Below are 25,472 nucleotides of genomic sequence, written 5' to 3'. Positions count from 1 at the left end.
TTTCAGTCGTTGGCGTAGATGTCGACGTCCTTCGTCTCGCGCACGAAGAGCAAGCCGATCACCAGCGTGATCACGGCGATGACGATGGGGTACCAGAGGCCGTGGTAGATGTTGCCGTTCTGGGCCACCATCGCGAAGCTGATCGACGGCAGCAGCCCGCCGAACCAGCCGTTGCCGATGTGGTACGGCAGGCTCATCGAGGTGTAGCGGATGCGCGTGGGGAACATCTCCACCAGCATCGCCGCGATCGGGCCGTAGACCATGGTCACGTACAGCACCAGGATGAACAGGATGCCCACCACCGTGAGCCATTGCGTCGAACCGAACGGGATCGGATCGGCCTTGGCAGGGTAGCCCGCGGCGGTCATGGCCGCGGCGACGTCCTTCTTGAAGGCGGCGATGTTCTTCGTGCTCTCCTCGTCGAACTTGTGGCCACCCGGGGCCAGCGTGCCGGTGGGCACCGCGAGCACCTTGTCGCCGATCGTCACCTGCGCCGGCGCGCCGGCCTGCTCGACCGTCTCGTAGCTCGCCGAGGCCTGCGCCAGCGTGCGCTTGGCGATGTCGCACCCGCTGCGGAAGTCGATCTCGCGCGCGATGGGGCTGCCCTGGAACGAGCACTGCGACGGGTCGACCGTGACGTTGATCTGCGCCGAGGCCTGCGCGGCCGCCAGCTTCGGGTTCGCGGCCTGCGTCAGCGCCTTGAACAGCGGGAAGTACGTCAACGCCGCGAGCAGCAGGCCCGCCATGATGATCGGCTTGCGGCCGATCTTGTCCGACAGGGTGCCGAAGATCACGAAGAACGGCGTGCCCAACAGCAGCGCCACACCCACCAGGATGTTGGCGGTGGCGCCGTCGACCTTGAGCACCGCGGTCAGGAAGAACAGCGAGTAGAACTGCCCCGAGTACCAGACCACGGCCTGCCCGGCGGTCAGGCCGATCAGCGCCAGGATCACGATCTTCAGGTTCTTCCACTGGCCGAACGACTCGGACAGCGGCGCCTTGGAGGTCTTGCCCTCCTCCTTCATCTTCTTGAAGGCGGGCGACTCGTTCATCGACAGCCGGATCCACACGCTGATGGCCAGCAGGAAGATCGACAGCAGGAACGGGATGCGCCAGCCCCAGGCGCCGAAGGCCTCCTCGCCGAGGATGGTGCGGGTGCCCAGGATCACCATCAGCGACAGGAACAGGCCCAGCGTCGCGGTGGTCTGGATCCACGAGGTGTACGCCCCGCGCTTGCCGTGCGGCGCGTGCTCGGCCACGTAGGTGGCGGCACCGCCGTACTCCCCGCCGAGCGCCAGGCCCTGCAGCATGCGCAGCGCGATCAGCAGGATCGGCGCGGCGACGCCGATCGACGCGTAGGTGGGCAGCACGCCGACGATGAAGGTCGACAGGCCCATGATCAGGATCGTCACCAGGAAGGTGTACTTGCGCCCGATCATGTCGCCCAGCCGGCCGAACACCAGCGCGCCGAAGGGCCGCACCAGGAAGCCGGCCGCGAAGGCCAGCAGCGCGAAGATGAACGCGGAGGTCGGGTCCAGGCCGCTGAAGAACTGCCTGGCGATGATCGCCGCCAGCGCTCCGTAGAGATAGAAGTCGTACCACTCGAACACCGTGCCGAGCGAGGAGGCGAAGATGACCTTCTTCTCCTCGGCCGTCATCGGCGCGTTGGTTGCCGGCTTGCCGCCGTATGTTCCCGCCACTGCCATGATGTTTGTCTCCTACTGCGTTGAGCCCGGGTCGACGGCCCGAGCTTGCAAAGCACTGTCAAATCGCTGGCTGACCCCGGGCTGACGCCTGGCTGAACGCAAGCTGACAAACTCGGGGGCAACCCTGACGTCTCGTTTCTCGATATGCAATCCCCGCGGGTTTGCCCGATCGGGACTTCACCCCTCCTGCCCCTGCCATGCCGTCTTCCAAGTCCCCACCGAACCGGCCGCCCGCCTTCGTGAACCTGCGCGGCGAGCCCATCGCCACCGGCCCCGCCGAGCCTGGCGAACGCGACCTCGAGGCGGTCTTCGACGCGCTCTGCCTGGGCGGCTCCAGCCGCAGCCGGCCGTGGGTGGTGCAGATGCTGCGCGAAATGGGGCATGCCACCGAACGTGGCGAGCGACTCACGGCCCCCGAGGTGGGGCTCGCGCTCGACCGCCTCTTGCAGGCCCAGCGGGTGCGGCGCGTCGAGGGCATCGGCTTCGAGGTGGTGCCGGATCCCGCGGCGCAGGCGCGGTTCGTCGCGCTGATGCAGCGGCCCGAGGCGCCCGGCTACTGGCGATGGGTGGCCTCGGCCGGCTCGGCCAGCGGCGTGCGGGGCCACGAGCCGGCCTGGGTCTACCTGCCCACGCACGGCGACCGTGTCGGCGTGCACCGGCTGGTGCTGTTCAGCGGCATCGACCTGGCCGAGTACCAGCGCCTGTTAGAAGGCCCGCTCGCCGAAGCCGGCAGCGCCGACACCCTGGTGCAGGCGCTGACCGAGCCGTTCATGCCGGCGCTGTTCGACCGCCTGCCGAAGGAGCTGCGGGCTGCGGTCAGTGCGAAGGCGCTGTCGGCGCTGGGCGCCCTCACCGCCCCGCCGGCACTGCTCGACGCACTGGACCGCTGGCTGCGCGAGGCGCCGCAAGCGCTGCCGCCGGCCGTGCGCTGCGCCCTCGCCGAGCGGCGGCTGCACCGCGGCGATCCCGACGGCCTGCGCAGCGCGCTCGACGGACTGAAGGGTCCGCTGATCGATCTGTTCCAGGCGCTGCCGCTCGTGCACGCAGGGCGGTGGAGCGAAGGCTCGGCCGCCGCATCGGCCGCCCTCAAGGCGATCCAGAAAGCCAGCGGCCGTCGCCAGTCCATCCTGTCCACCGGCCTGGCGTGGCCGCTCGCGCTCGCGCTGCTGGCCCAGCCGGACGCCGCCGGGTGGACGGCGGCCCGCAAGTTCGCGATCGGCGAATCGGGCTCGCGCACCCCGCCGGTGCACCAGTTCTGGGGCCTGTGGGCCCATGCGGCGGCGGTGCGCCTGGGCGACCAGCCGCTCGATCCCGGCGCCTTCGCATTCCAGGGCCACATGGCGCTGCAGCCCGCGGCCTTCCTCTACCAGGGCAGCCAGCTGCTGCTGTCGGCCTGGCTGGGCGTGCGCCCGGACACCTGGACCGACCTGCGCGCCGCCCACCTCATCGCCGGCCTCGAGTCGATGCAGCAGCACTGGATGGCCGCGCTGGCGCGCGAGGCCTGCGAGCGCCACGGCTTCAGCGTGCCGCCGCCGGGCGCCGGCGAAGGCGCGGCGCCGGCCCCGTTCCTGTCCACCCCGCGCGAAGCCTGGCGCGACGCGCTGGCCGCGATCGCCGCGCTCGGCGGCGAGGGCAAGGCGGGGGCATCGGCCCCGCCCACGCAGGCCTCGCTGCTGTGGCGAGTCACGCTCGACGGCGAGGGCCGGGTGTCGGACGTGCAGCCCTTCGAGCGCCCGGCCAGCGCGCGGGGCAAGCCCAAGGCGGTCACGCTGGCGAAGCTGAAGGCCAGCGCCCGCCTCGATGCCCGCGACGCTGCCGTGGCGCGCAGCATCGAGCGCGCACGCTGGTCGGCGCGGCAGCTCACGATCGACGTGACCGCCGCGGTGCAGGCGCTGGTGCGCCATCCGGACGTCGAGTTCGACGACGCGCCGGGCCAGCGGGTCGAGCTGACCGAGGCGCTGCCGCAGATCGAGGTCGCGCGGCGGGAGGGGCCGGGCGGGGCGCATTTTGTGTTCCGCATCGATCCGCCGCTGCAAGCCGCCACGCCGCCCTCGCTGCCCAACGGCTACCTGTATGCCGAGGAGCGCAGCGCCGAGATCGAGCGCCGCAACAGCCTGCGCATCGTGCGCGACGCGCCCGACCGCGCACGCCTGATCCGCATCACCGCGGCCCAGCGGCGCGTCGCCGAGCTGGTGTCGCAGGACTGGGCCGTGCCGGTCGATGCCCAGGCCGAGCTCGACGCGGCGCTGAAGGTGCTGTCGGGCCACTTCCAGCTGCACAGCGATGCCGCCGGCGGCCAGGAGGTGGCCGGCGAGAGCCGGCTGCGCGCGCAGTTCGTGCCGGTGGGCGATGCGCTGCAGCTGCGGCTGGTGGCCATGCCCTTCGGCAGCTTCGGCCCCGCGGTGACGCCCGGCGTCGGCCGCGAGCGGCTGATGACGATGCACGAGGGCCTGAGCCTCGCCACGCGCCGCCACCTGGCCGTCGAGCGCGAGCACCTGCGCAGCGTCCTCGACGCCCTGCCCTTCCTCGACGGCAGCGAGGCCGGCGATGCCGGCTGGCTGCTGGACACGCCGGAGCTCGCGCTGCAGGCCGTGGAGCTGCTGCCCACGCTGCCGGCCATCGCCGGGCTCGACTGGCCCCGCGGCCGGCCGCTGCGCGTGGCCTCCGTCGCCAGCCCGGCGATGCAGGTGCGCGTGACCAGCGGGCGCGACTGGTTCTCGATCGAAGGCGAGCTGCAGCTCGACGACGGCCGCGTGGTCGGCCTGCAGCAGCTGCTGCAGATGGCGCAGCAGGCGCGCACGGGCCGCTTCGTCGCGCTGGGCGAGGGCGACTACCTGGCCCTCACCGAGCGGCTGCGGCAGCAGCTCGCCGACCTGGCAGCGGTGGCGGACGTGTCGGCCAAGGGCCGCAAGGGCGGCGGGGGCGCCCTCACCCTGCCCGCCGCGGGCGCGGCCTGGCTGGAGGCGACGCTCGACGGCATGCAGGTCGAAGGCGACAACCCCTGGCGCGAACGGCTCGATGCGCTGGAAGCCGCGGCCGCGCTCGTGCCCGCGCTGCCCCGTGGGCTGCAGGCCGAGCTGCGCGGCTACCAGACCGAGGGCTACGCCTGGATGGCGCGGCTGGCGCACGCCGGGCTGGGCGCCTGCCTGGCCGACGACATGGGCCTGGGCAAGACGGTGCAGACGCTGGCCCTGCTGCTGGCGCGCGCGGCCGACGGCCCGGCGCTGGTGATCGCCCCCACCTCGCTCGGCGCCAACTGGCTCGCCGAGGCGCAGGCCTTCGCGCCGGGCCTGCGGGTGCTGCTGTACGGCGACCCCGGCAACGAGGCCACGCGTGACGAGGCGATCGACCGGGCCGGCCCCGGCGACGTGGTGGTCGCGTCCTATGCGCTGGCGCAGATCGACAACGAGCGCTTCGCACGCCGCCAGTGGGCCACGCTGGTGCTCGACGAGGCGCAGGCGGTGAAGAACGCCGCCACCAAGCGCGCGAAGTCCGTCGGCGAGCTGCGCGCGGGCTTCCGCCTCGCGCTCACCGGCACCCCGGTGGAGAACCGCCTGGCCGACCTGTGGTCGATCATGAACGTGCTGAACCCCGGGCTGCTCGGCACCGCCACGCAGTTCGGCGAGCGCTTCGGCGGCCCGATCGAGCGCCAGCAGGACCACGCCGCGCGCGTGCGCCTGAAGCGGCTGGTGTCGCCCTTCCTGCTGCGCCGCACCAAGGCCCAGGTGCTGACCGACCTGCCGCCGCGCACCGAGATCGTCCACCACGTCGAGCCCACCGAGGAGGAGCGCGCCTTCCTCGAAGCGCTGCGCCGCAACGCGGTGCAGCGCGTGGGTGCGCTGGCGGCCGAAGGCCACCCCGAGGCCTCGTTCCACGTGCTGGCCGAGCTGACGCGCCTGCGTCGCGCGGCCTGCGACCCGCGGCTGGTGTCGCCCGAGCTGGGCCTGGTCGGCAGCAAGGCGCAGGCGTTCGAGCAGCTCGTGCGGGAACTGGTGGCCGGCCAGCACAAGGCACTCGTCTTCAGCCAGTTCACCGACTTCCTGAAGCTGCTGGCCGAGCGGCTCGACGAGGCCGGCATCGCCTACCAGTACCTCGACGGCAGCACCCCGGCACCCGAGCGCGCCCGGCGCGTGGCAGCCTTCCAGCGCGGCGAGGGCGAGCTGTTCCTCATCAGCCTGAAGGCCGGCGGCTTCGGCCTCAACCTGACGATGGCCGACTACGTGCTGATCGTCGACCCGTGGTGGAACCCGGCCGCCGAGGACCAGGCGATGGGCCGCGCGCACCGCATCGGCCAGCAGCGGCCCGTCACCGTCTACCGGCTGGTGACGGCCGGCTCGGTCGAGGAGCGTATCGTCGCGCTGCACCGCGACAAGCGCGGGCTGGCCGACGGCCTGCTCGAAGGCCAGGACCAGGGCCGGCCGATCGGCGCGGAGGAGCTGCGCTCGCTGCTGCTGGGCTGAGCGCGCCTGCGCGCCGGCGTCCGTTTTCCGCCGTCGCAGATTGCGTGCCGGGGCGGCGGCTCGGCAACCGGGTGCCTTGGCCGGCACCGGCCCGCGGGCTCAGGCCGGCCGCCGCACGCCTGGCCTGGGCGCGGCCGCGGCGTCCCAAGTCCCCTCGAACCATGGATCGCCGCGCAGCGCGGCCGCCAGCATCGGCAAGGCATCCAGGCCCCAGAAGAGGCGGCCTTCCAGCTCGAAGGCCGGCACGCCGAACACGCCATGTTCGATGGCGGCCTGGGTGGCCAGGCGCAGCTCGTCCTTGACGTCGGCGCCGGACGGGTCGCGCGCAGGCGCCAAAGACGCCGCCAGTTCGGCCAGCCGCTGTGGATCGTTGGCATCGGCGCCGCCGATCCACACGTGCCCCAACAGCGCTTCGACGACCCGGCGGTTCGGCGCGCCCCCCGGGGCCGCGCAGGCCAGCGCCAGGCGCTGCAGCGCCAGCGGGTTGAACGGATGCTGGGCCGGCATCTGCAGCGGCACGCCGAGCTGGTGTGCGAGCCAGTGCACCTGGCGGTAGGTCCAGTCGCGCTTGGGGCCGATCTCGGCCGGGCCGAGCTGGCCCCAGTGCCGCAGCAGCGCACCCAGCAGCACCGGGCGGTACTCGACCACGTAGGACTGGCCTTCCAGCGCCTGCGGCAGCCGCTCGAATGCCAGGTAGGTATAGGGCGACACCACGTCGAACCAGAAACGGATCTGCTTCATGGGCCAGGGCTCCTCGCAGGTCTACCGTGCAGGCGGCAGGGAAGGCGGCAGGGAAGGCGGCGGCAGCTGCGCGAGCCGGCCGGGCAGCAGCGCCCACACCCCACGCTTGCCGTCGTCGTCGAGCGTCGACCAGGCCGCGATCTCCGCGATCGTGCGCCCGCAGCCCAGGCACCAGCCGGTGGCCTCGTGCAGGCGGCACACGCCGGTGCAGGGCGACGCGGTCATGCGGCGGGCGGCGGCTGCACCACGTCGGCCACCGGCGCGCCCGTCAGCGCCTCCAGCTGCTGCGGGCTCAACATGAACACGCCGTTCGGGTGGCCGGCCGCGGCCCACACCTCGCCGAAGCGGAACAGCTCGCGGTCGATCAGCGTGACGGGCTTGTCGACGTGGCCGACCGGCGACACGCCGCCGATCGAGAAGCCGGTGCGCTCCTTGACGAAGGCCGCATCGGCGCGGCCGATGGCCCCGACCAGCGCGGCCACCTTCTTCTCGTCGACGCGCCGGTCGCCCGAGGCCACCACCAGCACCGCGGCGCCGTCGGCCTTGCGCCGGAAGACCACGCTCTTGGCCACCTGGCCGACCTCGATGCCCAGCGCCTCGGCGGCCTCCTGCGACGTGCGCGCCGCCACGGCCAGCCAGCGCGGCGGGTGCGGATGGCCGAGCTGCGTCAGCAGCGCGCCCACGCGGGCGAAGCCCTCGGACAAAACGGCGCCGTCGGCCAGTGCAGGAGAAGGATCGGGTGCATTCATGCGGGAAGCATCAGGGGAGGAGAAGGAGCCGGCCGGGCCGGCGGTCACGCGGGCTGCCAGTGCCGGCGCAGCCGCTGCCCGAGCCCGCGCAGGAAGCGCCACAGCAGCACGATCAGCACCACCATCACCACCAGCGACAGCGCGAGCCCGGCGAAGAACAGCACCGGCTGGTTCAGCGACAGCCACAGCATCGCCGGCACGAAGGCGTCGCCCAGCAGCGACAGCCCGATGTTGGAGAACGGCTCCGGCACCGTGTTGACCGCGGCGCGCGTCGCGGCCTTGGCCGCATGCGCGGTGGCGGCCAGCGAGCCGCCCAGCAGCGCCGCGACGGCGGCCCAGGTGGCCTCGTCGCCGCCGAACACGCCGTAGGCCAGTGCCGCGCCGGCGGGGATGCGGATCACCGTGTGGACCATGTCCCAGGCCGAATCGACCCAGGGCACCTTGTCGGCCAGGAACTCCACGACCAGCAGCCCGCCGCTCGCCCAGAGCATCGCCGGCGCCTGCAGCACGTGCAGGCCGCTGGGCAGCTGCACCCAGCCCAGCCAGCCGGCCAGGCCGGTGAGGAAGACCACCGCATAGAGGCGCAGCCCGCTGGCCCAGCCGAGCGCGGCCGCCAGGGCGATGAGTTGCGTGGTGTCGAGATCCATCGCGTGATCTTGCCAGCTTGGCGGCGTGCCCTACGCCGGCACCAGCACGATGAGCTTCAGCGCCGCGTGCTGCGCCAGCCGCAGCGTGAACTGCTCATAGGCGAGCAGGCCGTCGCGCGGGTGGTGGAAGCGGCGCGCACCGCCCTCGCGCGCCAGCACGCGCTGCGAGCGCCACGCCGCATCGAACGCGGGCGATTCGCTGCACAACCCGCCCACCAGCGCCCGGCCGGCGGGGTCGTCGCGCTCGCCTGCGGTGTCGGCGCGGTACTCGGCCACCAGGCGCTGCGCGCGCTCCGCCCAGTCGGCGATGAACGTGCGGGCCTGCGGTGCGAGGAACACGTAGCGCAGCAGGTTGCGCTCCGTCATCGGCCGTGCCCCGAGCCAGCCGCCGAAGAGCCGCGCCGCGGGCCGGTTCCAGGCCAGCGCGTCCCAGTGGCGATCGAGCACGTAGGCTGGCGTGCGGACGGCCTGCACCAGCGGCTGCAGCGCGGGCTGCTGCAGTGCGCCGCCGTCCCCGTCGGCGGCCGGGCGGCCGGGGTCGGCCAGCGCGGCCAGCTCGAAGAGGTAGGCCCGTTCGGCGCGCGACAGCTTCAGCGCACCCGCCAGCGCGCCCAGCGCCCGCGCCGACACGGCGACGGTGCGGCCCTGCTCGATCCAGGTGTACCAGGTGGTGCTGATGCCGGCGAGCTGCGCCACCTCCTCGCGCCGCAGCCCGGCCGCGCGGCGGCGCCCGCCGGCCGGCAGGCCGACCTCGTCGGGCTTCAGCCGCTCGCGGCCGGCCCGCAGGAAGGCGGCCAGCTTCAGCGATGCTTCGGACGGTGTCTTCATGGTGGTCGATATACCAGGATCAGCAGCCCTCTTGTACCACCTTGCGCGGCCCGGTAAGTTGCGGTCCCGATGTCAAACCCGGAGTCGCCGATGACCGATCACGCCGAACAGGTGCGCCAGCAGTTCGATCCGCAGGCCAGCGCCTACCTGCATTCCGCCGTCCATGCCCAGGGGCCCGACCTGGACGCCGCCCGTCGCCTGCTGCAGGCCCGCCTGCCGCCGGGCGCCCGCGTGCTCGACGTGGGCTGCGGCGCCGGCCACCTGAGCTTCGCGCTGGCACCGCTGGCCGGCAGCGTCGTGGCGCTCGACCCCGCGCCGGGCATGCTGGAGACCGTCGCCGGCGCGGCCGCGCAGCGCGGCCTGCACCAGGTGCGGACGCAGGCCGGCAGCGCCACGCGGCTGCCTTTCGACGACCGGCACTTCGACGCGGTCGCCACCCGCTACAGCGCCCACCACTGGCCCGACCTGCCGGCCGCGCTGCAGGAGATGCGGCGCGTGCTGAAGCCCGGGGGCTGGCTGCTGGTGATCGACGTCATGGGGGCCGACGAACCGCTGGTGGATACGCACCTGCAGGCGATCGAGCTGCTGCGCGACGCCTCGCACGTGCGCAACCGCGACCTGGCGCAATGGCGCGCCCTGCTCGCCGCCGAAGGCTTCACGCTCGCGCACGAAGCCCGCTGGCCGCTGCGCCTGCAGTTCACGACGTGGATCGAACGCATGCGCACGCCGGCCGCGAAGGCCGAGGTGATCCGCACGCTGCAGCGCGAGGCGCCGGCGGAGGTGAAGGCCGCGTTACGCATCGAGGGCGACGGCTCGTTCACCGCCACCACCGGCCTGCTGCTGGCTACTTGACGGGGATCACCGTGCCGCGATCCACCGGCACGGCGGTCACGCTGTTCTGCGGCGAGCCTTCGATCACGCGGTCGGAGTAGGTCAGGTAGACCAGCGTGTTGCGCGCCTTGTCGACCATGCGCACCACGCGCAGCTTCTTGAAGACGAGGGAGATGCGCTCGCTGAACATTTCCTGTTGCTGCGGGATCGGCTTCGGGAAGCTGATGGGCCCCGTCTGGCGGCAGGCGATCGAGGCCTCGGCCTTGTCTTCCGCCAGGCCCAGCGCACCCTTCACGCCGCCTGTCTTGGCGCGCGACACATAGCAGGTGACCCCGACGACGCCGGGATCGTCGTAGGCGTCGACCACGATCTTGTGGTCGGGGCCGATCCATTTGAAGACCGTGTCCACCTCGCCCACCGGCTCGGCGTGCACGGTGGCGCTGGAAAACAGGCAGGCGGCGGCCAGCACGGCGGCAGCGGGTCGGAGCAGCATCGGAATCGTTCCTCGGCGATCGGGTGCATGCAGCTTAACGAGTCGCGCGGCACGCCTGCGCGGGAGGCGGTCTACGGTGCGTGTTTCGGCGACGATCCGGCCCAGGGTGCCGGTGCGTAGACGGCCTCCTCGCGCCAACCCATCGCCCGCATCTCGGGCACCCGCAGGTGGGCTTCGCTGGGCAGGAGGAATTCATCGAGCTGCGGTGGCGCGACGGCGGTGCCCGAAAGCATCGCGTGCGCCTGGCCGCGGTGGTGGGTCTGGTGCATGAAGAGGTGCGCCAGCACGTGCCCCGTGCGGTCGCGCTGCACGCGGTCGCCGCGGTCCATCACCACCTCGGCATCGCAGCCCGCTTCGTCGAGCCGGTCGCAGAAGGCGACGAGCCGCGCGTCGCTGGCCGCCTGGCGCTGCTGCAGTTCGGCCACCGTATCGGCGGGCACGAAGCGATGGAAGACCGCCGCGCCCTCCGGCTCGCCATGCAGCGCACCGAGGTAGTACAGGTCCACGGCCAGCAGGTGGTTCAGCGTGGCGGCCAGGCTGGGGAAGAAGCCGACGCGCGGCGCGTGGAAGGCCGAGCGGTCAAGCACCTTCATCGCCTCGTGCAGCCGCAGGTTCGCCAACCGGTTGGCGTGCGCCTGGATAGACAAGTACCCAACCAATGTCATGTCAGCGCCTCCTCATGCTCTGCGGGACGTCGGATGCGCGAACGAGATCAGGCAGCAACCGCGGAACCGGCTCCGCCGGGCCGCTGGTTGCGCCCCCTTGAGGGGGTGCGCCGAAGGCGCTGCGGGGGTGGGTCATCAAAAGCGGTCACCGGCCAGCCAGCGCTCGACCTGCGGCTTGCGGTCGTTGCCCCAGAACGGCTCGCCGTCCACCACGAACCAGGGCGCGCCGAACACGCCGGCGGCCAGCGCCTCCTCGTTCGCCTGCTTGAGCCGCAGCTTCCACTGCGGATCGGCCCAGGCCGCCTCCGCGTCGTTGGCATCGATGCCGGCACGTTCGGCCAGCTTGCGCAACGCCGCGGCGTCGTCGAGCCGCACGCCGCCGGTGAAGTAGGCCCGCAGCGCGGCATGCGCCCACGCGGTGGCGCGATCGGCATCCTGCGCATGCAGCCACCAGAAGATGCGCGCCGCGTTCTGCGTCGCGATCGGGAACGGCACCGGCTGCTGGTACGGGATGCCTTCCAGCCGCGCCGAACGCGCGAAATCACGCAGGGCGTACTCGCGCTTCAGCGGAAAGTCGACCGGCGGCCGCAGCCCCGTCGCCTGGAAGGTGGCACCGAGCAGGATGGCCTGCCAGCGCACCGTGCGCCCATGGCGCGCGGCCAGCGCCTCGATCCACTCGGAGGCGATGTACGAATACGGCGACGAGAAGTCGAAATAGAAGGAGACCGGTGACTGCATGGTGGATTCACCGTATCACGCAGGGCTGGCGATGCGCCCCCGCAAAATCCCTGGCGATCCGGCCCGCGGCCGCGGGCCGCGCCTTGCTCAGCCCAACGCACGCCCGATCAGGATCTTCTGCACGTCCGACGTGCCTTCGTAGATCTGCGTGACACGCACGTCGCGGTAGATGCGCTCCAGCGGGAAGTCGCTCACGTAGCCGTAGCCGCCCAGCGTCTGGAGGGCCGCGCTGCACACGCGCTCGGCCATCTCGCTGGCGAAGAGCTTGGCCATCGCGGCTTCCTTCAGGCAGGGCTGGCCGGCGTCCTTCAGGCTCGCGGCATGCCAGATCAGCTGGCGCGCGGCCTCGATCTGCGTGGCCATGTCGGCCAGCCGGAACTGCACCGCCTGGTGCTCGAAGATCGGCTGGCCGAAGGCCACGCGCTCCTTGCTGTAGGCCAGCGCCACCTCGAACGCCGCGCGCGCCATGCCGACGCTCTGCGAGGCGATGCCGATGCGCCCGCCCTCCAGGCCCGACAGCGCGATCTTCAGGCCCTGGCCTTCGTCGCCGATGCGGTTCGCCGCCGGCACGCGGCAGTGCTCGAACAGGATCTGCGCGGTGTCGCTGCTGTGCTGGCCGAGCTTGTCCTCCAGCCGCGCGACGGTGTAGCCGGGCGTGTTTGTCGGCACGATGAAGGCGCTGATGCCCTTCTTCCCGGCAGCCTTGTCGGTCACGGCCATCACGATGGCCACGTCGCCGTGCTGGCCGCTGGTGATGAACTGCTTGACCCCGTTGATCACGTAATGGTCGCCGTCGCGCACGGCGGTGGTGCGCAGCCCGTCGGCCTGCGAGCCGACGTGCGGCTCGGTCAGGCAGAAGGCACCCAGCATCTCGCCGCTGGCCAGCGGCTTCAGCCACTGCTGCTTCTGCGCCTCGCTCGCCCACGCCAGCAGCAGCGAACAGACCGGGCAGTTGTTGACGCTGACCACGGTGGACGTGCCGCCGTCGCCCGCGCCGATCTCTTCGAGGATGATGGCCAGCGCCAGGTAGTCGAGCCCCGCGCCGCCGTACTCCGGCGGCACCGCCACGCCGTAACAGCCCAGCTCGGCCAGGCCGCGCAGTTCGGCCGCGGGAAAGTGGTGCGCCTTGTCCCACTGCGCGGCCTGCGGCGCGATGCGGTCCTGCACGTAGGCGCGCACGGCGTCCTGCACGGCGCGGTGGTCTTCCGACAGCAGCATGGGTCTCGTCTCCGGATCGTTAGGGTCAGCTCACCACGCGATCGGTGTGCCGTCGTGGTCGAAGAAGCCGCCGCTCTGTTCGGGCTTCAGCGCACCGACGGTGCGGCGCAGGTCGGCGGCGCTGCGCTCGGGCGTCAGGTCGGCCTGCGCGCCGCCCATCTCGGTCTGCACCCAGCCCGGGTGCAGCGCCACGCAGGTGGCATGGCCGGCCCAGGCCAGCGACACGTCCTTCAGCACCGAATTGAGCGCCGCCTTGGAGGCACGGTACAGCCAGCCTGCGGTGGCGGTGCGCGAGCCGATGGAGCCCATGCGCGACGACAGCACCGCCACGCGCGCGCCGGGCGCCAGCGCGTCGGCCAGCTGCGGCAGCACGCGCATCGCGCCCAGCACGTTGGTGTGCATCACGGCGTCGAAATCGGCTTCGCTCGGCGACTCGAGCCCCTGCGTGCGCGGGCCGTAGACGCCGGCCACCAGCCACACCTGGTCGAAGCCCGCGCCGTCGATGCGCCAGGCCAGGCCCGCGGCGCTGGTGGCATCGGCCACGTCGAGCGCAAACGCCTGCGCGCCGGCCTGCTGCAGCGCGGCCACGTCTTGCGGGCGCCGCGCGGTGGCGGTGACCTGGTCGCCCGCGGCCAGGCATTGCCGCACCAGCTCGCGGCCCACGCCGCGCGAGGCGCCGATGATCAGGATCTTCATGGTTTCTCCGTCAAGGCCAATCGGGCCGCCAGGCCCAGGAACAGCACGCCGCCCACGCCCTGCAGGCCGCGCCGCACGACCGGCCGGGGCCGGGCGCTGCGCAGCCGCGACGCCAGCGCGACCAGCGCCAGCAGGAAGAGCGCCGACTGCAGCAGCACCACGCCGCCGAGGCACAGGAAGGCCAGCGTCTTGTGCGCCGAGCCGGCGGCGATGAACTGCGGCAGCAGCGCCAGGAAGAAGAGCGCCACCTTCGGGTTCAGCACGTTGCTCAGCAAGCCCTGGCGGAACAGGTGCGCGCCGGTCGCCGAGGCCGCGGCAACGGGCGCCACGGCCGTGTGGGCCCCATCGGCGTCGACGCGCTGCAGCGATGCCCGCAGCATGCCGACCGCCAGCCAGGCCAGGTACGCCGCGCCGATCCACTTGACGACCGAGAACGCCGCCGCCGACCCGCCGAGCACCGCCGCCAACCCGAACGCCGCGGCCACCGCGTGCACCGCGCAACCGGCGACGATGCCTGCCGCCGCGAGCAGCCCGCCGCGCGCGCCGTGCTGCAGCGTGCGGCTGACGGTGAGCACCATGTCGACGCCGGGCGTCGCGTTGAGCACGAACACCGTGGCCATGAAGAGCCACAGGTCGTGGATGCCCAGCGCAGCGATCACAGCAACTCCAGCGCCAGCGCCGTGGCTTCGCCGCCGCCGATGCACAGCGATGCGACGCCGCGCCGCTTGCCCTGCTTGCGCAGCGCGCCCAGCAGCGTGACGACAATGCGCGCGCCCGACGCGCCGATGGGATGGCCCAGCGCCACCGCGCCGCCGTGCACGTTGACGATCTCGTGCGGCAGCTTGAACTCGGCCATGGCTGCCATCGTCACCGCGGCGAAGGCCTCGTTCACCTCCCACAGGTCGACCTGGCCGGCCTGCCAGCCGGCCTTCTTCAGCACCTTCTCGATCGCGCCGGCGGGCGCGGTGGAGAACCACTCGGGCGCCTGTGCGTGCACGCTGTGCGCGACGATGCGCGCCAGCGGCTTGGCGCCGCGGCGGACGGCGTCGCTCTCACGCATCAGCACCAGCGCCGCGGCGCCATCGGAAATGCTGGACGAAGTGGCGGCGGTGATGGTGCCGTCCTTCTTGAACGCGGGCTTCAGGCCCGGGATCTTGTCGAGCTTGGCCTTGAAGGGCTGCTCGTCGCGCGCCACCTTCACGTCGCCGCCCTTGCCGGCCAGCGTGACCGGGGCGATCTCCCAGTCGAAGCTGCCGTCTTCGTTGGCGCGCTTGGCGCGTTCGGTGGAGGCGATCGCGAAGGCGTCCATCGCCTCGCGCGTGAACTGGTACTTGGCCGCGCACGATTCGGCGAACACGCCCATCGCCTTGCCGCGCTCGTAGGCGTCTTCCAGGCCGTCCATCGCCATGTGGTCGTACACGGCGGAGGCGCCGTACTTGATGCCCTTGCGCGCGAACAGCAGGTGCGGCGCGTTGGTCATGCTCTCCATCCCGCCGGCCACCACCACCTCGGCGCTGCCCGCGGCCAGCATGTCGTGGCCGAACATCAGCGCGCGCATGCCGGAGCCGCACATCTTGCTGAGCGTGACGGCACCGGCGGCATCGGGCAGGCCCGCCTTGCGAGCGGCCTGGCGCGCGGGCGCCTGGCCCTGGCCGGCCATCAGGCAGTTGCCGAACAGCACCTCGTCGACGGCGTCGCCCGGCACGCCGGCGCGCTCGACCGCGGCCTGGATCGCGACGGCGCCCAGTTCCCAGGCAGACAGCGCGGCGAAGTCGCCCAGCAGGCCGCCGATCGGCGTGCGGGCGGCGGAGACGATGACGATGGGATCGTGGCTCATGGTCGGGGTCCTTTCTTCAGGCGGGGGAGAGCGCGGCAGCGGCCCGGCGATGGAAGCGCCGCTCGGGTTCATAAGGGAAGACGTCGTGCACATGCCCGGCGGCGATGCGCTCCTTGTGCGACTGCCAGAACGCGGCGTCGAGCAGGTCGGCGTGGTGCTGCATGAACACCTCGCGCACCGCCGGGTTGCCGAGCAGGAAGGGCTCGAACGTCTCGGGGAACACGTCCTTCGGGCCGACGGCGTACCAGACCTCGCCGGACATCTCGTCCTCCTCGTTTCGCGGCGCGGGCACGCGGCGGAAGTTGCAGTCGGTCAGGTACTCGATCTCGTCGTAGTCGTAGAACACCACCTTGCCGTGGCGGGTGACGCCGAAGTTCTTCCACAGCATGTCGCCGGGGAAGATGTTGGCGGCCACCAGGTCCTTGATGGCGTTGCCGTACTCGACGACCGCGTGCTGCAGCTGCTGCGGCGTGGCTTCCTGCAGGAAGATGTTCAGCGGGATCATGCGCCGCTCGATGTACACGTGGCGGATCACCAGCCAGTCGCCGTCCTCCTCGATCAGGCTCGGGCAGAAGTGCTTCAGCTCGGCGACGAGTTCGTCCTCGAAGCGCGCGCGCGGGAAGGCGACGTTGCTGTACTCCAGCGTGTCGGCCATGCGGCCCACACGGTCGTGCGTCTTCACCAGCAGGTACTTGCTCTTGATCAGCTCGCGCGTGGTGTCCTTCTGCAGCGGGTAGAAGTCCTTGATGACCTTGAACACGTAGGGGAACGAGGGCAGGTCGAACACCAGCATCACCATGCCCTTGATGCCGGGCGCGATGCGGTAGCGGTCGGAGCTGTGGCGCTGGTGGTAGAGCAGGTCGCGGTAGAACATGTTCTTGCCCTGCTTCTGCAGGCCGAGCGCGCTGTAGAGCTCGGAGCGGGGCTTGCGCGGCATCAGCGAGCGCAGGAACTGCACGTAGGCGCTCGGGATCTCCATGTCGACCATGAAATAGGCGCGTGCGAAGCTGAACAGCATCTGCAGGTCGTCGTCGCCGAAGAGCGCGGTGTCGATCACCAGGCGCCCTTCGGCGGTGTGCAGGATGGGCAGCGCGAAGCCCAGCTCGCTGAAGCCGTTGATCACCTTGCCGACCAGGTACGCGCCCTTGTTGCGGTAGAAGAGCGACGCCAGCACCTGGATCTGGAAGTTGGCGCGCAGCCGCGCGGTGCTCATCTCGCCTTCCAGCGCATGCACCACGCAGCCGACGTCGCGCGGCAGGTCCTCGAACGGGCGCTGGAGCTGGAAGTTGTCGACGATGCGCGTGAGCGTCTCGTGCAGCGTCTCGCGCGTGGGGTAGTAGGCGCGGTAGGTGGGCGCGGCGGCGGGCTCGTCGTTCTCGATGTACTCGGTGCTGAGCGCCGGCCGCACGAAGATGAAGTCGTTGCGGAAGTAGCTGCGGTGCAGCACCTTCGTGGTGACCGAATTGAAGAAGGTTTCCGCCAGCTCGGGCTGGTGGTGGTCGGTCAGCAGGCCGATGAAGTGCAGCTTGACCTGCTGCCACACGTCCATCGGCAGCGTGTTGGCGTCGAACTCGGTGCGCAGCCGCTCGACGGCCTCGTCCACGCGCATGTCGTAGAACTCGATGCGCTCGCGCTGCGCCCGCTGCTGGCCGTGCCAGTCGGCGGCCTCGAAGCGCTGCTTCGCCTCGGCGCTGGTCCGGCGGAACAGCGTGTAGTGGCGGTCGAAGCCGTCCCGCAACGCCTGCGCGATGTGGAACGCGCGGCCGTCGGTGAGCTGGTGCGGGAACATGGCGCCGGGCGCTCAGTTCATGGCGCGGGGGTGTAGCGCCGGTGGAGGGCCTCGAGCGCTGCTTCGTAGGCGGCCACCACCTCGTCCGGGCCCCCCACGCTGATGCGCAGGTCCTGCAGGATGCCGTTGTGCAGGCCGTAGAACCAGCCGTGGATCACCACCTGCTGGCCGCGGTACCAGGCATCCTTGACGACGGTGGTCTCGCAGACGTTGCGTGCCTGCTCGAGCACGTTCAACTCGCACAGCGCATTGACGCGGTGCTCCTCGGGCACGGTGTCGAGCCAGGCCTGGTGGCGGCTCTTGACGTCGTGCACGTGGCGCAGCCAGTTGTCGACCAGCCCGACACGCAGGTTGTACAGCGCCGCCTTCACGCCACCGCAGTTGGAGTGGCCGACGATCATGATGTGCTTGACCTTGAGCTGGTCGACCGCGAACTGCACGACCGACAGGCAGTTGAGGTCGGCGTGCGAGACCACGTTGGCCACGTTGCGGTGCACGAACAGCTCGCCGGGCGCGAGGCCCACCAGCTCGTTGGCGGGCACGCGGCTGTCGGCGCAGCCGATCCACAGGTACTGCGGCTCCTGCTGCTTCAGCAGGCTGGAGAAGAAACCGGGCTGCCGCTGCTCGACGTCGTGGGCCCAGTTGCGGTTCTTGTCGAGGAGGTCGTCGAGGGGTTCGGTGCTCATGGGAATGGGCTGTGGCTGTGGATGCGAAGAGAAAAGCGGTAACGGGCCTAAGGCCGGTAGATGGCGTACTGCACGCGGTCGATCACGCGGCCGTCCTTGATGGCGCTGCGCGGCATGTCGGCCTCCTTGAGGTAGCCGCATTTGCGCGCCACGGCCTGCGAGCCGGTGTTCCACGCGAAGATCGGGGCGTACAGCCGGGTGATGTCGGGCAGCGCACGCCAGGTCCAGGCGGTGACGAGGCCGAGCGCCTCGGTGGCGATGCCGTGCCGCCAGTGGGGCTGGCCGATCCAGTAGCCCACTTCGGCGTTGCAGCGCAGCGGCCCCTCCTGCGGGGTGACGTTCGCGCAGCCGATCACCTGGCCGCCCACGTCGATCCCCCACACCAGCCCGTAGCGGGACTCGCGCGCGCCGCCGTCGCACCAGGTGATGGCGTCGACCATCGTGTACGGATGCGGGAACCCCTCGAACATGTTGCGCCACACGTCGACGTCGTTGGCGTTGCGCTGCAGGCTGGGCGCATCGGCCACGGTCAGCTCGCGCAGCGAACACCGCTCGCCGGTCAGCGTGGGCAGGGGCTGTCGGTCGATCATGGGGTCTCCCGCAGGCCGGGCGCTTCCGAGCGGCCCGGCTGGTAAGGCGTTGGTCATGCAATGTCCTTCGCGGCCGCCTTGGGCCCGGCCGCCCGGCGGCGGCGCGGGGGCGGCGGCGCCGCGAGCAGGTGCCGGCAACGTGCCTCGTGCTGCTCGATCTCGGCCAGCGTGACCTGCAGGTCCTCGAGCTGGCGTTCGAGCTGCCGGCGGTGCGACGCCAGCATGCCGAGGAAGGTCTCGAGCTGCTGCGTGGTGTCGGACGGCGACTCGTACATGTCGACGAGCTGCTTCACCTCCGACAGGCTCAGCCCCAGCCGCTTGCCGCGCAGCGTGAGCTTGAGCCGCGTGCGGTCGCGGTGCGTGTACACACGCGCCTGTCCCCGCCGCGCCGGCTCCAGCAGGCCCTTGTCCTCGTAGAAGCGGATGGCACGCGGGGTGACATCGAACTCCTGGGAAAGCTCGGTGATGCTGAAGGTCTTGCCTTCAGGGGTAGGACGCTGGGCGGCAGGCATGTCTACACTGACGTTGACGTAAACGTAAATGTAGCTGCCCCGCACGCTTCCTCCAAGCCATGGCCAACCACCTCGAACAGCAACTTGTCTATCCCCTCGGCGACACGTTACCCGAGCCCGGCGAGACCCTCGAGGTGGCGCCCGGCGTGCGCTGGCTGCGCATGCCGCTGCCCTTCGCGCTGGACCACATCAACCTGTGGCTGCTGCGTGACCGGCTCGACGGCCGGGAGGGCTGGGCCATCGTCGACTGCGGCGTCGACAACGCCGACATCCGCGGCCTGTGGGAACAGGTGTTCGCCACACAGCTGCAGGGCCGGCCGGTGCTGCGCGTGATCGTCACCCACATGCACCCGGACCACATCGGCCTGGCGCACTGGCTCACGGCGCGCTGGCAGTGCCGGCTGTGGATCAGCGCGACCGACTACGGCGTCGCCCGGCTGGCGCGCGACACGCGCGGCCAGGGCGGCGACGAGAGCGCCGAGTTCTTCGCCGCACACGGCCTGCGCGACGCCGAGACGCTGGACATCCTCGCGCGCCGGGGCAACCACTTCGCGCAGCTCGTGCCCGCCCTGCCCGACAGCTACCGCCGCCTGCTCGACGGCCAGCTTCTGGCGATTGGCGACGCCCGCTGGCGCTGCATCGCCGGCTACGGCCACGCGCCGGAGCACATCTCGCTGCACGACGCCGCCGCCGGCGTGCTGGTGGCCGGCGACATGGTGCTGCCCCGCATCAGCACCAACGTGGGCGTCAGCAGCAGCGAGCCGGAGGGCGACCCGCTGCCCCTCTACCTGGACTCGATCGCCCGGGTGGCGGCCGAGCTGCCGGCCGGCACGCTGGTGCTGCCGTCCCACGGCCGGCCCTTCCGGGGCCTGCACACCCGCGTGGCCCAGCTGCGCCAGCACCATGACGAGCGCCTGGCCGACGTGCTGGCGGCGCTGCAGGCAGCGCCCGCCACCGCGGCCGAGATGCTGCCGGTGCTGTTCCGGCGGCCGCTCGACGCGCACCAGACCACCTTCGCAATGGCGGAAGCGCTGGCGCACCTGCACATGCTGTGGCACGGCGGCCGGCTGGAGCGCGGGCGCGGGGCCGACGGGGTGTACCGGTTCGCCCGCAGAATGCCGGCATGACGCCCCCTGACGACCCGCACGCCATCCGGGACCTGGCCGCCCTCGAGGCGCTGTTCGGCACCCCCAGCGAGGCCGCGCTGCGCAAGGAAGCCAGCCACCTCCACCCGGTCTACCGGCAGTGGATCGAGGCCTCGCCCTTCGCCGTGCTGGCCACGATCGGCCCCGGTGGGCTGGATGCCTCGCCGCGCGGCGATCCGGCGCCGCTGGTGGCGGTGCAGGACGAGCGCACCTTGCTGCTGCCCGAGCGCCGCGGCAACCACCGGATCGACAGCCTGCGCAACATCCTGGCCGATCCGCGCGTGGCGCTGCTGTTCCTGATCCCCGGCGTGGGCGAGACGCTGCGCGTCAACGGCCGCGCACGCATCACCGTGGAGCCGGTGCTGATGCAGCGCCTGGCGATGGCCGGCAAGCCGCCGCAATGCGTGATCGAGATCGCCATCGACACGGTGTTCTTCCAGTGCGCGCGGGCGATGCAGCGTTCATCGCTGTGGGCCCCGGCCGCCGCCGGGCGCCGGGCCGACGTGCCGAGCGCGGGCGCGATGCTGGCCGCCCTCACCGAGTCGGCCATCGACGGCGCCGCCTACGATCGCGAGCTGCCGGCGCGCCAGCGCACGACGTTGTACTGACGGTCCGCCAGGCCGTCCGCGCCGCCGCGCCGCGCCGCGCCGCGCTTCAGTGCGGCCGCCAGCGGCCGACAACCCTCGAAGCCGTAGCCATCACCCCCTTCCGACGTGAACCGACACCCCGCCCCGACCCTGCTGGTCCTGCTGCTGGCCTGCGCGACAGAGGCCGGCGCAGGCCGGCCGATGCTGCTGGAGGACGCGGATGTCGACGACGCCGGCAGCGCGCAGGTGGAGGCCTGGCATGCAAGAGAGGCCGGCGGCAGCCGCAGCTGGACCGTGGCGCCCTCCTTCACGCCGTGGCGCGGGGTGGAACTGGGCCTGGCCCGCAGCCGCGACACGACGGACCGCACCGACACCACCGAGCTGCAGGCCAAGTTCGGCCTCCCCGGCAGACGCCCGGACGGCGCCTGCCGCCACGCGGTGGTGATCGGCGCCTCGCACACCGGCGGCGAGCGGGGCGCGACGTACCTCGTCAACGGCGCCGCGAGCTGCGATGCCGGGCCGGGAACACTGCACCTCAACCTGGGCGCGAGCCGCGGCCGTTCGGGGCCGACGCTGCCCGGCGCCGGCGTGGCGTGGGAACACGCATTGGGCGCCACCACCGCGCACGCCGAGTGGCTGGTCCAGCGCCATGCCAAGCCCACCGCCAACCTCGGCCTGCGCCGCGAGATCGCCGAAGGCCTGCAGATCGACGGCAGCGTGGGCCGCAGCGGCGGCACGACGCTGTTCAGCCTCGGCCTGGCCTACGGCTTCTGACGGCCGCGGCGCCCCGGGTGCTCAGCGCCCGGCCGCTTCCGTCGTCCGCCACAGGCCCGAGGGCAACGGCGGCCCGCTGCGCAGCTCGGCCAGGAAGATCTGCTCGACCTGCGCGACGATGCGGTCCCAGCCGTGTTCGCAGACCGCCTCGCGCGCCCGCCGCCCGAGGCCCCGCGCGGCCGGCAGGTCGTTCACCAGCCGCAGGGCCTGGCGCACGAAGCTGTCGGCATCGCCCGGCGGCGCCAGCAGGCCGTTGTCGCCGTGGCGGATCAGCCGGCCCGCGGCCGCCTCGTCGAAGGCCAGCACCGGCAGGGCGCTGGCCATCGCCTCCGGCGTCACGTTGCCGTAGGTCTCTGTGAGGCTCGGAAACAGGAACAGGTCGCCCGACGCATAGTGCGCCGCGAGGTCGTCGCCGCGGCGCTCGCCAACGAAGACGGCCCCGGGCAGGCGATGCTGCAGCTCGCGGCGCATCGGGCCGTCGCCCACCAGCACCAGCCGCAGCGCGGGGGCGTCGCGGCGCATCGCCTCGAAGGCACGCGCCAGCAGGTCGAGGTTCTTCTCCGGCGCCAGCCGGCCCACGTACAGCGCGACCGGCTGGCCGGGCCGCACGCCCCAGGTGGCGCGCAGGGCCTCGCTGCGGCAGGCCGGATCGAAGCGCTGCGTATCGACGCCCCGCGGCACCACGCGCAGGCCGCGGAAGCCGGCGGCCTCGAGCGCGCCGCGCAGCGCCTCGGTCGGCACCATCGTGCACCGGGTGCGGTTATGGAACCGGCGCAGGTAGGCCATGATGGGCCGGTGCAGCCAGCCCACGCCGTAGTGCCTGCTGTAGGCGTGGAAGTTGGTGCGGAAGTCCGAGCACACCGGCAGCCCGAGTCGCCGCGCCGCCTGCAGGGCCGACCAGCCGAGCGGCCCCTCGGTGGCGATGTGCACGATGTCGGGCCGCTTCAGCGCCCACAGCGCGGCCAGCGCCTTCCTCGACGGCACGCCCATCTTCAGGTGCGGGTAGCGCGGGATGGGCAGGCCGCGCATCAGCACCTGCTCGCAGCGCGGCTCGGCCTGCGCCTCGCCCGGCGCATCGGCAGCCTGCCGGGGCCGCACGAGCTGCACGGCGTGCTGGCGCGCCCGCAGCCCCTCGACCACCTGCGCGATCGTGCTCGCCACGCCGTTGACCTCTGGCGGGTAGGTCTCGGTGACGACCGCGATGCGCAGCAGGCGCCGCGCAGGCAGGAACTCGTCGACGGCGAGGGCGGATGCGGCTTGCTCGAAGCCTTCGGGGGCGGCGGCCATGCCCGGCATGCTGACGGCGCAGCGCAACAGTTCGATGACGGTTGTGCGGCAGCCCCGTGGCAGTGCCCTGCGGTGACGCGATTCCGACGCGAAGCCGTCACGGTGCGTTCATGGGCGCTGTCCACCATGCGGCCACCTTGTGATCCTGAGGAGGACCTCGCATGAACGGCCTGAACGGTTTCCTGCAAGAGCTGGCCAAGCAGCGCTGGGACGACCACCGCTACTACCACCACAGCCGCATCAACCAGACGCTGCACCTCGTCAGCGCCATCAGCTTCGTGTGCGCCTACGCGTTGCTGTTCGTCGATCCGGCGATGGCCGCGCTGCTGGGCTGGACGGTGTCGATGACGACGCGCCAGGCCGGCCACTTCTTCTTCGAGCCCAGGGGCTACGACCACGTCAACCGGGCGACCCACGCGCACAAGGAAGACATCAAGGTCGGCTACAACCTGCGCCGCAAGGTCGTGCTGATGGCGCTGTGGGTGGTGCTGCCGTTGCTGCTGTGGGTGCAGCCCTCGGTGTTCGGCCTGATCGCGCCGGCCACCGACTTCGGCGGCTACCTGCACGACCTCGGCCTGGCGTGGCTCGCGCTCGGTGCCGGCGGCCTCGTGTTCCGCACGCTGCACCTCTTCGTCATCGCCGACATGCGCACCGGGCTGGTGTGGATGACCAAGATCCTCACCGATCCCTTCCACGACATCTGGCTCTACCACAAGGCCCCGCTGGCGCTGCTGCGCGGCGAGCGCATCGACCCGATGCACCACGTCTGAGGCCGGCGCGGCGCGCCGCCGCGGGGCGGGCGCCGCCGGTTCAGGCCCCGCCGAAACGCCGCGCGAGCATCTCGCGCAGCAGCCCACGGCGGATCGCGCGGTTGGTCAGCTTCTCGTCATGCCACCACCATCCATCGGCCTGCATCGCCGTCGCGGCAGCCACGAAGCGCTGCACCACCGCATCGAAGTCGGCGTCGCCGTAGTTGAGGCTGAAGATCAGACGCCCGCTGCCCACCCAGCTCAGCGCCAGGCCGTGCGCCCGCAGGTAGAACTGCAGCATCCAGTTGTAGCGCGAGGGCTCGGTGTAGGTCACCGTCCAGATCGACGACAGGTGGGCCACGCGCACCGGCACGCCGGCCGCCTCGAGCTGCGTGTTCATTGTCGCGGCGCGCCGGTGCCAGCGCTCGTCCAGGCCTTCGTAGATCGCCTGCACCTCGGGCGTCTCGATCTGTTCCAGGAACACCTGCATCGCGCCCATCACGTAGGGGTGCGTGTTGAAGGTACCGCGGGCGAAGCAGATGTCGGCCGGGCGGTCGTCGCGGTAGCGGCGCATCAGCGCCGCGCGGCCGCAGACCACGCCCACCGGCAGGCCGCCGCCCAGCGTCTTGCCGTAGGTGACCATGTCGGCCTTCACGCCGAAGTATTCCTGCGCGCCGCCGGGCGCCAGGCGGAAGCCGACGAACACCTCGTCGAAGATCAGCACGATGCCGCGCTCGGTGCACACCTCGCGCAGCCGTTTCAGCCAGCTCGTATAGGCGATGCGATCAAAGTGCGCGCGCCGGCCGCTGTCGACCAGCGACGAATCGCCCGGCGCACCGCTGTTCGGGTGCAGGCCCTGCAGCGGGTTGACCAGCACGCAGGCGATGTCGCGGCGCGTGCGCAGCACCTGCAGCGTGCGCTCGTCCATGTCCTTCAGCGTGTAGGTCTGTCGCGGCGGCAGCGGGTTGCCGGGGCCGGGCTGCACGTCTTCCCACCAGCCGTGGTACGCGCCGCAGAAACGCACCAGGTGCGAGCGGCCCGTGTGGTAGCGCGCCAGGCGCACGGCCTGCATCACGGCCTCGGTGCCCGACATGTGGAACGACACCTCGTCGAGCCCGGAGATCTCGCGCAGCCGCTGCACGTTGGCGGCCACGCAGGGGTGGTAGGCGCCCAGCACCGGGCCGAGCGCCTGCACGCGCGCGCTGCCTTCGGCGATGCAGTGCTTGTAGAAGTCGACGCCGAACACGTTGACGCCGTAGGAGCCGGTCAGGTCGAAGAAGGTGTTGCCGTCGAGGTCGGTCACGGTCACGCCGTCGGCACGCTGCACGAAGCTGCCGATCTCCAGGTGCTCGCGCAGGAACGCGCCGTACTGGAACGGCACGCGGTACGCCGAGGTGAACTGCATGTCCGAGATGCCGGGCTTGGCCTGCGCGGTGAGCGCCGCGGTGCGGGGGTGGCGCTGGCGGTACAGCGCCGACAGCGCCGCGAAGCCCGCACGCCGGCGGGCCACCACCTCGGGCGGCGCGTCGTCGGAGCCAAAGAAGCGCACCTCGTCGTACGCGTAGCCCGGCACCCACGACGCGATGCGCTTGGCCATGCGCGAGTGCCCCGCCAGCGAGCGGTGCTTGGCCTTCGACAACGCCAGCCGCTGCTTGGCGCGCGGCAGCACAGCCAGCGCCGCGAGGGCGGCGGCCGCCAGGGTGGTCATCACAAATGTTTCGTTCATGGGCTCGCCGAAGAGTGA

At 71.8% G+C, this 25,472-nt stretch carries 25 protein-coding genes; 6 read left to right on the top strand and 19 right to left on the bottom strand.

Annotated elements, in window-relative coordinates:
* Window positions 1-2: 2 nt before the first annotated feature.
* A complete protein-coding gene (locus V4F39_RS10410; RefSeq protein ID WP_332289293.1) occupies window positions 3-1,706 on the bottom strand; it encodes an MFS transporter in 1,704 nt (567 codons plus the stop codon).
* A gap of 197 nt (window positions 1,707-1,903) precedes the next feature.
* On the opposite strand from V4F39_RS10410, the gene V4F39_RS10405 reads away from it, so the two are divergent.
* On the top strand, window positions 1,904-6,166 hold the full coding sequence (locus tag V4F39_RS10405; protein WP_332289292.1) for a DEAD/DEAH box helicase: 4,263 nt from the start codon (window positions 1,904-1,906) through the stop codon (window positions 6,164-6,166).
* A gap of 99 nt (window positions 6,167-6,265) precedes the next feature.
* On the opposite strand, the gene V4F39_RS10400 is transcribed toward V4F39_RS10405, so the two are convergent.
* Genes V4F39_RS10400 through V4F39_RS10380 form a run of 5 tightly spaced genes read right to left on the bottom strand, consistent with a single transcriptional unit; the run spans window position 6,266 to window position 9,131 of the window.
* A complete protein-coding gene (locus tag V4F39_RS10400) occupies window positions 6,266-6,907 on the bottom strand; it encodes a 2-hydroxychromene-2-carboxylate isomerase (protein ID WP_332289291.1) in 642 nt (213 codons plus the stop codon).
* Window positions 6,908-6,928: 21 nt separating this feature from the next.
* Window positions 6,929-7,132, bottom strand: coding sequence for a DUF1289 domain-containing protein (locus V4F39_RS10395; RefSeq protein ID WP_332289290.1), 204 nt, complete (start codon window positions 7,130-7,132; stop codon window positions 6,929-6,931).
* Window positions 7,129-7,656: a YbaK/EbsC family protein gene (locus V4F39_RS10390; RefSeq protein ID WP_332289289.1), complete on the bottom strand. Its 528-nt coding sequence runs from the start codon at window positions 7,654-7,656 to the stop codon at window positions 7,129-7,131. Before V4F39_RS10390 ends, V4F39_RS10395 begins: the two co-directional genes overlap by 4 nt.
* A 44-nt stretch (window positions 7,657-7,700) precedes the next feature.
* Window positions 7,701-8,303, bottom strand: coding sequence for a DUF4126 domain-containing protein (locus V4F39_RS10385; RefSeq protein ID WP_332289288.1), 603 nt, complete (start codon window positions 8,301-8,303; stop codon window positions 7,701-7,703).
* Between the two features lie 30 nt (window positions 8,304-8,333).
* A complete protein-coding gene (locus V4F39_RS10380) occupies window positions 8,334-9,131 on the bottom strand; it encodes an MmyB family transcriptional regulator (protein ID WP_332289287.1) in 798 nt (265 codons plus the stop codon).
* A 90-nt stretch (window positions 9,132-9,221) separates the two neighbouring features.
* On the opposite strand from V4F39_RS10380, the gene V4F39_RS10375 reads away from it, so the two are divergent.
* Window positions 9,222-9,983, top strand: coding sequence for a class I SAM-dependent methyltransferase (locus tag V4F39_RS10375; protein WP_332289286.1), 762 nt, complete (start codon window positions 9,222-9,224; stop codon window positions 9,981-9,983).
* Here V4F39_RS10375 and V4F39_RS10370 read toward each other — a convergent pair.
* From V4F39_RS10370 to V4F39_RS10320, 11 genes are all read right to left on the bottom strand, one after another.
* Complete coding sequence (locus tag V4F39_RS10370) at window positions 9,976-10,455, bottom strand: CreA family protein (RefSeq protein ID WP_332289285.1); 480 nt, start codon at window positions 10,453-10,455, stop codon at window positions 9,976-9,978. The genes V4F39_RS10375 and V4F39_RS10370 overlap by 8 nt on opposite strands.
* Window positions 10,456-10,526: 71 nt before the next feature.
* Window positions 10,527-11,120 (bottom strand): DinB family protein, encoded by a 594-nt coding sequence (locus V4F39_RS10365; protein WP_332289283.1) that lies wholly within the window; start codon window positions 11,118-11,120, stop codon window positions 10,527-10,529.
* 135 nt (window positions 11,121-11,255) lie between these two features.
* Window positions 11,256-11,858: a 2-hydroxychromene-2-carboxylate isomerase gene (locus V4F39_RS10360; protein ID WP_332289281.1), complete on the bottom strand. Its 603-nt coding sequence runs from the start codon at window positions 11,856-11,858 to the stop codon at window positions 11,256-11,258.
* 87 nt (window positions 11,859-11,945) lie between these two features.
* A complete protein-coding gene (locus V4F39_RS10355; protein WP_332289280.1) occupies window positions 11,946-13,076 on the bottom strand; it encodes an acyl-CoA dehydrogenase family protein in 1,131 nt (376 codons plus the stop codon).
* Between the two features lie 30 nt (window positions 13,077-13,106).
* On the bottom strand, window positions 13,107-13,772 hold the full coding sequence (locus V4F39_RS10350) for an SDR family oxidoreductase (RefSeq protein WP_332289279.1): 666 nt from the start codon (window positions 13,770-13,772) through the stop codon (window positions 13,107-13,109).
* On the bottom strand, window positions 13,769-14,431 hold the full coding sequence (locus tag V4F39_RS10345; RefSeq protein ID WP_332289278.1) for a LysE family translocator: 663 nt from the start codon (window positions 14,429-14,431) through the stop codon (window positions 13,769-13,771). Before V4F39_RS10345 ends, V4F39_RS10350 begins: the two co-directional genes overlap by 4 nt.
* Window positions 14,428-15,609 (bottom strand): acetyl-CoA C-acyltransferase, encoded by a 1,182-nt coding sequence (locus V4F39_RS10340; RefSeq protein ID WP_332289277.1) that lies wholly within the window; start codon window positions 15,607-15,609, stop codon window positions 14,428-14,430. Before V4F39_RS10340 ends, V4F39_RS10345 begins: the two co-directional genes overlap by 4 nt.
* A gap of 16 nt (window positions 15,610-15,625) precedes the next feature.
* Complete coding sequence (gene aceK / locus V4F39_RS10335; protein WP_332289276.1) at window positions 15,626-17,398, bottom strand: bifunctional isocitrate dehydrogenase kinase/phosphatase; 1,773 nt, start codon at window positions 17,396-17,398, stop codon at window positions 15,626-15,628.
* Between the two features lie 17 nt (window positions 17,399-17,415).
* Window positions 17,416-18,084 (bottom strand): carbonate dehydratase, encoded by a 669-nt coding sequence (gene can, locus V4F39_RS10330; RefSeq protein WP_332289274.1) that lies wholly within the window; start codon window positions 18,082-18,084, stop codon window positions 17,416-17,418.
* 47 nt (window positions 18,085-18,131) lie between these two features.
* The gene (locus tag V4F39_RS10325; protein ID WP_332289273.1) at window positions 18,132-18,674 is read right to left on the bottom strand and encodes a GNAT family N-acetyltransferase; all 543 of its coding nucleotides are present in this window, start codon (window positions 18,672-18,674) and stop codon (window positions 18,132-18,134) included.
* A gap of 53 nt (window positions 18,675-18,727) precedes the next feature.
* Window positions 18,728-19,186 (bottom strand): MerR family transcriptional regulator, encoded by a 459-nt coding sequence (locus V4F39_RS10320; RefSeq protein ID WP_332289272.1) that lies wholly within the window; start codon window positions 19,184-19,186, stop codon window positions 18,728-18,730.
* 59 nt (window positions 19,187-19,245) lie between these two features.
* On the opposite strand from V4F39_RS10320, the gene V4F39_RS10315 reads away from it, so the two are divergent.
* The 3 genes from V4F39_RS10315 (at window position 19,246) to V4F39_RS10305 (ending at window position 21,692) form a co-directional block, all read left to right on the top strand.
* A complete protein-coding gene (locus V4F39_RS10315) occupies window positions 19,246-20,313 on the top strand; it encodes an MBL fold metallo-hydrolase (RefSeq protein WP_332289271.1) in 1,068 nt (355 codons plus the stop codon).
* Entirely contained in the window at window positions 20,310-20,939 is a 630-nt protein-coding gene (locus V4F39_RS10310) for a pyridoxamine 5'-phosphate oxidase family protein (protein WP_332289270.1), read from the top strand. Before V4F39_RS10315 ends, V4F39_RS10310 begins: the two co-directional genes overlap by 4 nt.
* A 105-nt stretch (window positions 20,940-21,044) precedes the next feature.
* The gene (locus V4F39_RS10305) at window positions 21,045-21,692 is read left to right on the top strand and encodes a hypothetical protein (protein WP_332289269.1); all 648 of its coding nucleotides are present in this window, start codon (window positions 21,045-21,047) and stop codon (window positions 21,690-21,692) included.
* A gap of 21 nt (window positions 21,693-21,713) precedes the next feature.
* Here V4F39_RS10305 and V4F39_RS10300 read toward each other — a convergent pair whose 3' ends face one another.
* Window positions 21,714-22,979, bottom strand: a complete 1,266-nt coding sequence (locus V4F39_RS10300) for a glycosyltransferase family 4 protein (protein ID WP_332289268.1) — start codon at window positions 22,977-22,979, stop codon at window positions 21,714-21,716.
* A 161-nt stretch (window positions 22,980-23,140) separates the two neighbouring features.
* On the opposite strand from V4F39_RS10300, the gene V4F39_RS10295 reads away from it, so the two are divergent.
* The gene (locus tag V4F39_RS10295; protein WP_332289267.1) at window positions 23,141-23,749 is read left to right on the top strand and encodes a hypothetical protein; all 609 of its coding nucleotides are present in this window, start codon (window positions 23,141-23,143) and stop codon (window positions 23,747-23,749) included.
* A gap of 40 nt (window positions 23,750-23,789) precedes the next feature.
* Here V4F39_RS10295 and V4F39_RS10290 read toward each other — a convergent pair whose 3' ends face one another.
* Window positions 23,790-25,454 carry an aminotransferase class III-fold pyridoxal phosphate-dependent enzyme gene (locus tag V4F39_RS10290; RefSeq protein ID WP_332289266.1) on the bottom strand — a complete coding sequence of 555 codons (1,665 nt, stop codon included), beginning with the start codon at window positions 25,452-25,454 and terminating at the stop codon, window positions 23,790-23,792.
* Between the last annotated feature and the right edge of the window lie 18 nt (window positions 25,455-25,472).

Source organism: Aquincola agrisoli (assembly GCF_036621135.1).
Taxonomy (GTDB): Bacteria; Pseudomonadota; Gammaproteobacteria; order Burkholderiales; family Burkholderiaceae_C; genus Aquincola; species Aquincola agrisoli.
The sequence above is the reverse complement of the archived record's forward strand: the minus strand, read 5'-3'. Positions and strand labels throughout refer to the sequence as shown.

Coding starts and splice junctions, on each gene's coding strand:
- V4F39_RS10410 (WP_332289293.1), bottom strand. CDS start 1,706: ATGGCAGTGGCGGGAACATACGGCGGCAAGCCGGCAACCAACGCGCCG.
- V4F39_RS10405 (WP_332289292.1), top strand. CDS start 1,904: ATGCCGTCTTCCAAGTCCCCACCGAACCGGCCGCCCGCCTTCGTGAAC.
- V4F39_RS10400 (WP_332289291.1), bottom strand. CDS start 6,907: ATGAAGCAGATCCGTTTCTGGTTCGACGTGGTGTCGCCCTATACCTAC.
- V4F39_RS10395 (WP_332289290.1), bottom strand. CDS start 7,132: ATGACCGCGTCGCCCTGCACCGGCGTGTGCCGCCTGCACGAGGCCACC.
- V4F39_RS10390 (WP_332289289.1), bottom strand. CDS start 7,656: ATGAATGCACCCGATCCTTCTCCTGCACTGGCCGACGGCGCCGTTTTG.
- V4F39_RS10385 (WP_332289288.1), bottom strand. CDS start 8,303: ATGGATCTCGACACCACGCAACTCATCGCCCTGGCGGCCGCGCTCGGC.
- V4F39_RS10380 (WP_332289287.1), bottom strand. CDS start 9,131: ATGAAGACACCGTCCGAAGCATCGCTGAAGCTGGCCGCCTTCCTGCGG.
- V4F39_RS10375 (WP_332289286.1), top strand. CDS start 9,222: ATGACCGATCACGCCGAACAGGTGCGCCAGCAGTTCGATCCGCAGGCC.
- V4F39_RS10370 (WP_332289285.1), bottom strand. CDS start 10,455: ATGCTGCTCCGACCCGCTGCCGCCGTGCTGGCCGCCGCCTGCCTGTTT.
- V4F39_RS10365 (WP_332289283.1), bottom strand. CDS start 11,120: ATGACATTGGTTGGGTACTTGTCTATCCAGGCGCACGCCAACCGGTTG.
- V4F39_RS10360 (WP_332289281.1), bottom strand. CDS start 11,858: ATGCAGTCACCGGTCTCCTTCTATTTCGACTTCTCGTCGCCGTATTCG.
- V4F39_RS10355 (WP_332289280.1), bottom strand. CDS start 13,076: ATGCTGCTGTCGGAAGACCACCGCGCCGTGCAGGACGCCGTGCGCGCC.
- V4F39_RS10350 (WP_332289279.1), bottom strand. CDS start 13,772: ATGAAGATCCTGATCATCGGCGCCTCGCGCGGCGTGGGCCGCGAGCTG.
- V4F39_RS10340 (WP_332289277.1), bottom strand. CDS start 15,609: ATGAGCCACGATCCCATCGTCATCGTCTCCGCCGCCCGCACGCCGATC.
- aceK (WP_332289276.1), bottom strand. CDS start 17,398: ATGTTCCCGCACCAGCTCACCGACGGCCGCGCGTTCCACATCGCGCAG.
- can (WP_332289274.1), bottom strand. CDS start 18,084: ATGAGCACCGAACCCCTCGACGACCTCCTCGACAAGAACCGCAACTGG.
- V4F39_RS10325 (WP_332289273.1), bottom strand. CDS start 18,674: ATGATCGACCGACAGCCCCTGCCCACGCTGACCGGCGAGCGGTGTTCG.
- V4F39_RS10320 (WP_332289272.1), bottom strand. CDS start 19,186: ATGCCTGCCGCCCAGCGTCCTACCCCTGAAGGCAAGACCTTCAGCATC.
- V4F39_RS10315 (WP_332289271.1), top strand. CDS start 19,246: ATGGCCAACCACCTCGAACAGCAACTTGTCTATCCCCTCGGCGACACG.
- V4F39_RS10310 (WP_332289270.1), top strand. CDS start 20,310: ATGACGCCCCCTGACGACCCGCACGCCATCCGGGACCTGGCCGCCCTC.
- V4F39_RS10300 (WP_332289268.1), bottom strand. CDS start 22,979: ATGGCCGCCGCCCCCGAAGGCTTCGAGCAAGCCGCATCCGCCCTCGCC.
- V4F39_RS10295 (WP_332289267.1), top strand. CDS start 23,141: ATGAACGGCCTGAACGGTTTCCTGCAAGAGCTGGCCAAGCAGCGCTGG.
- V4F39_RS10290 (WP_332289266.1), bottom strand. CDS start 25,454: ATGAACGAAACATTTGTGATGACCACCCTGGCGGCCGCCGCCCTCGCG.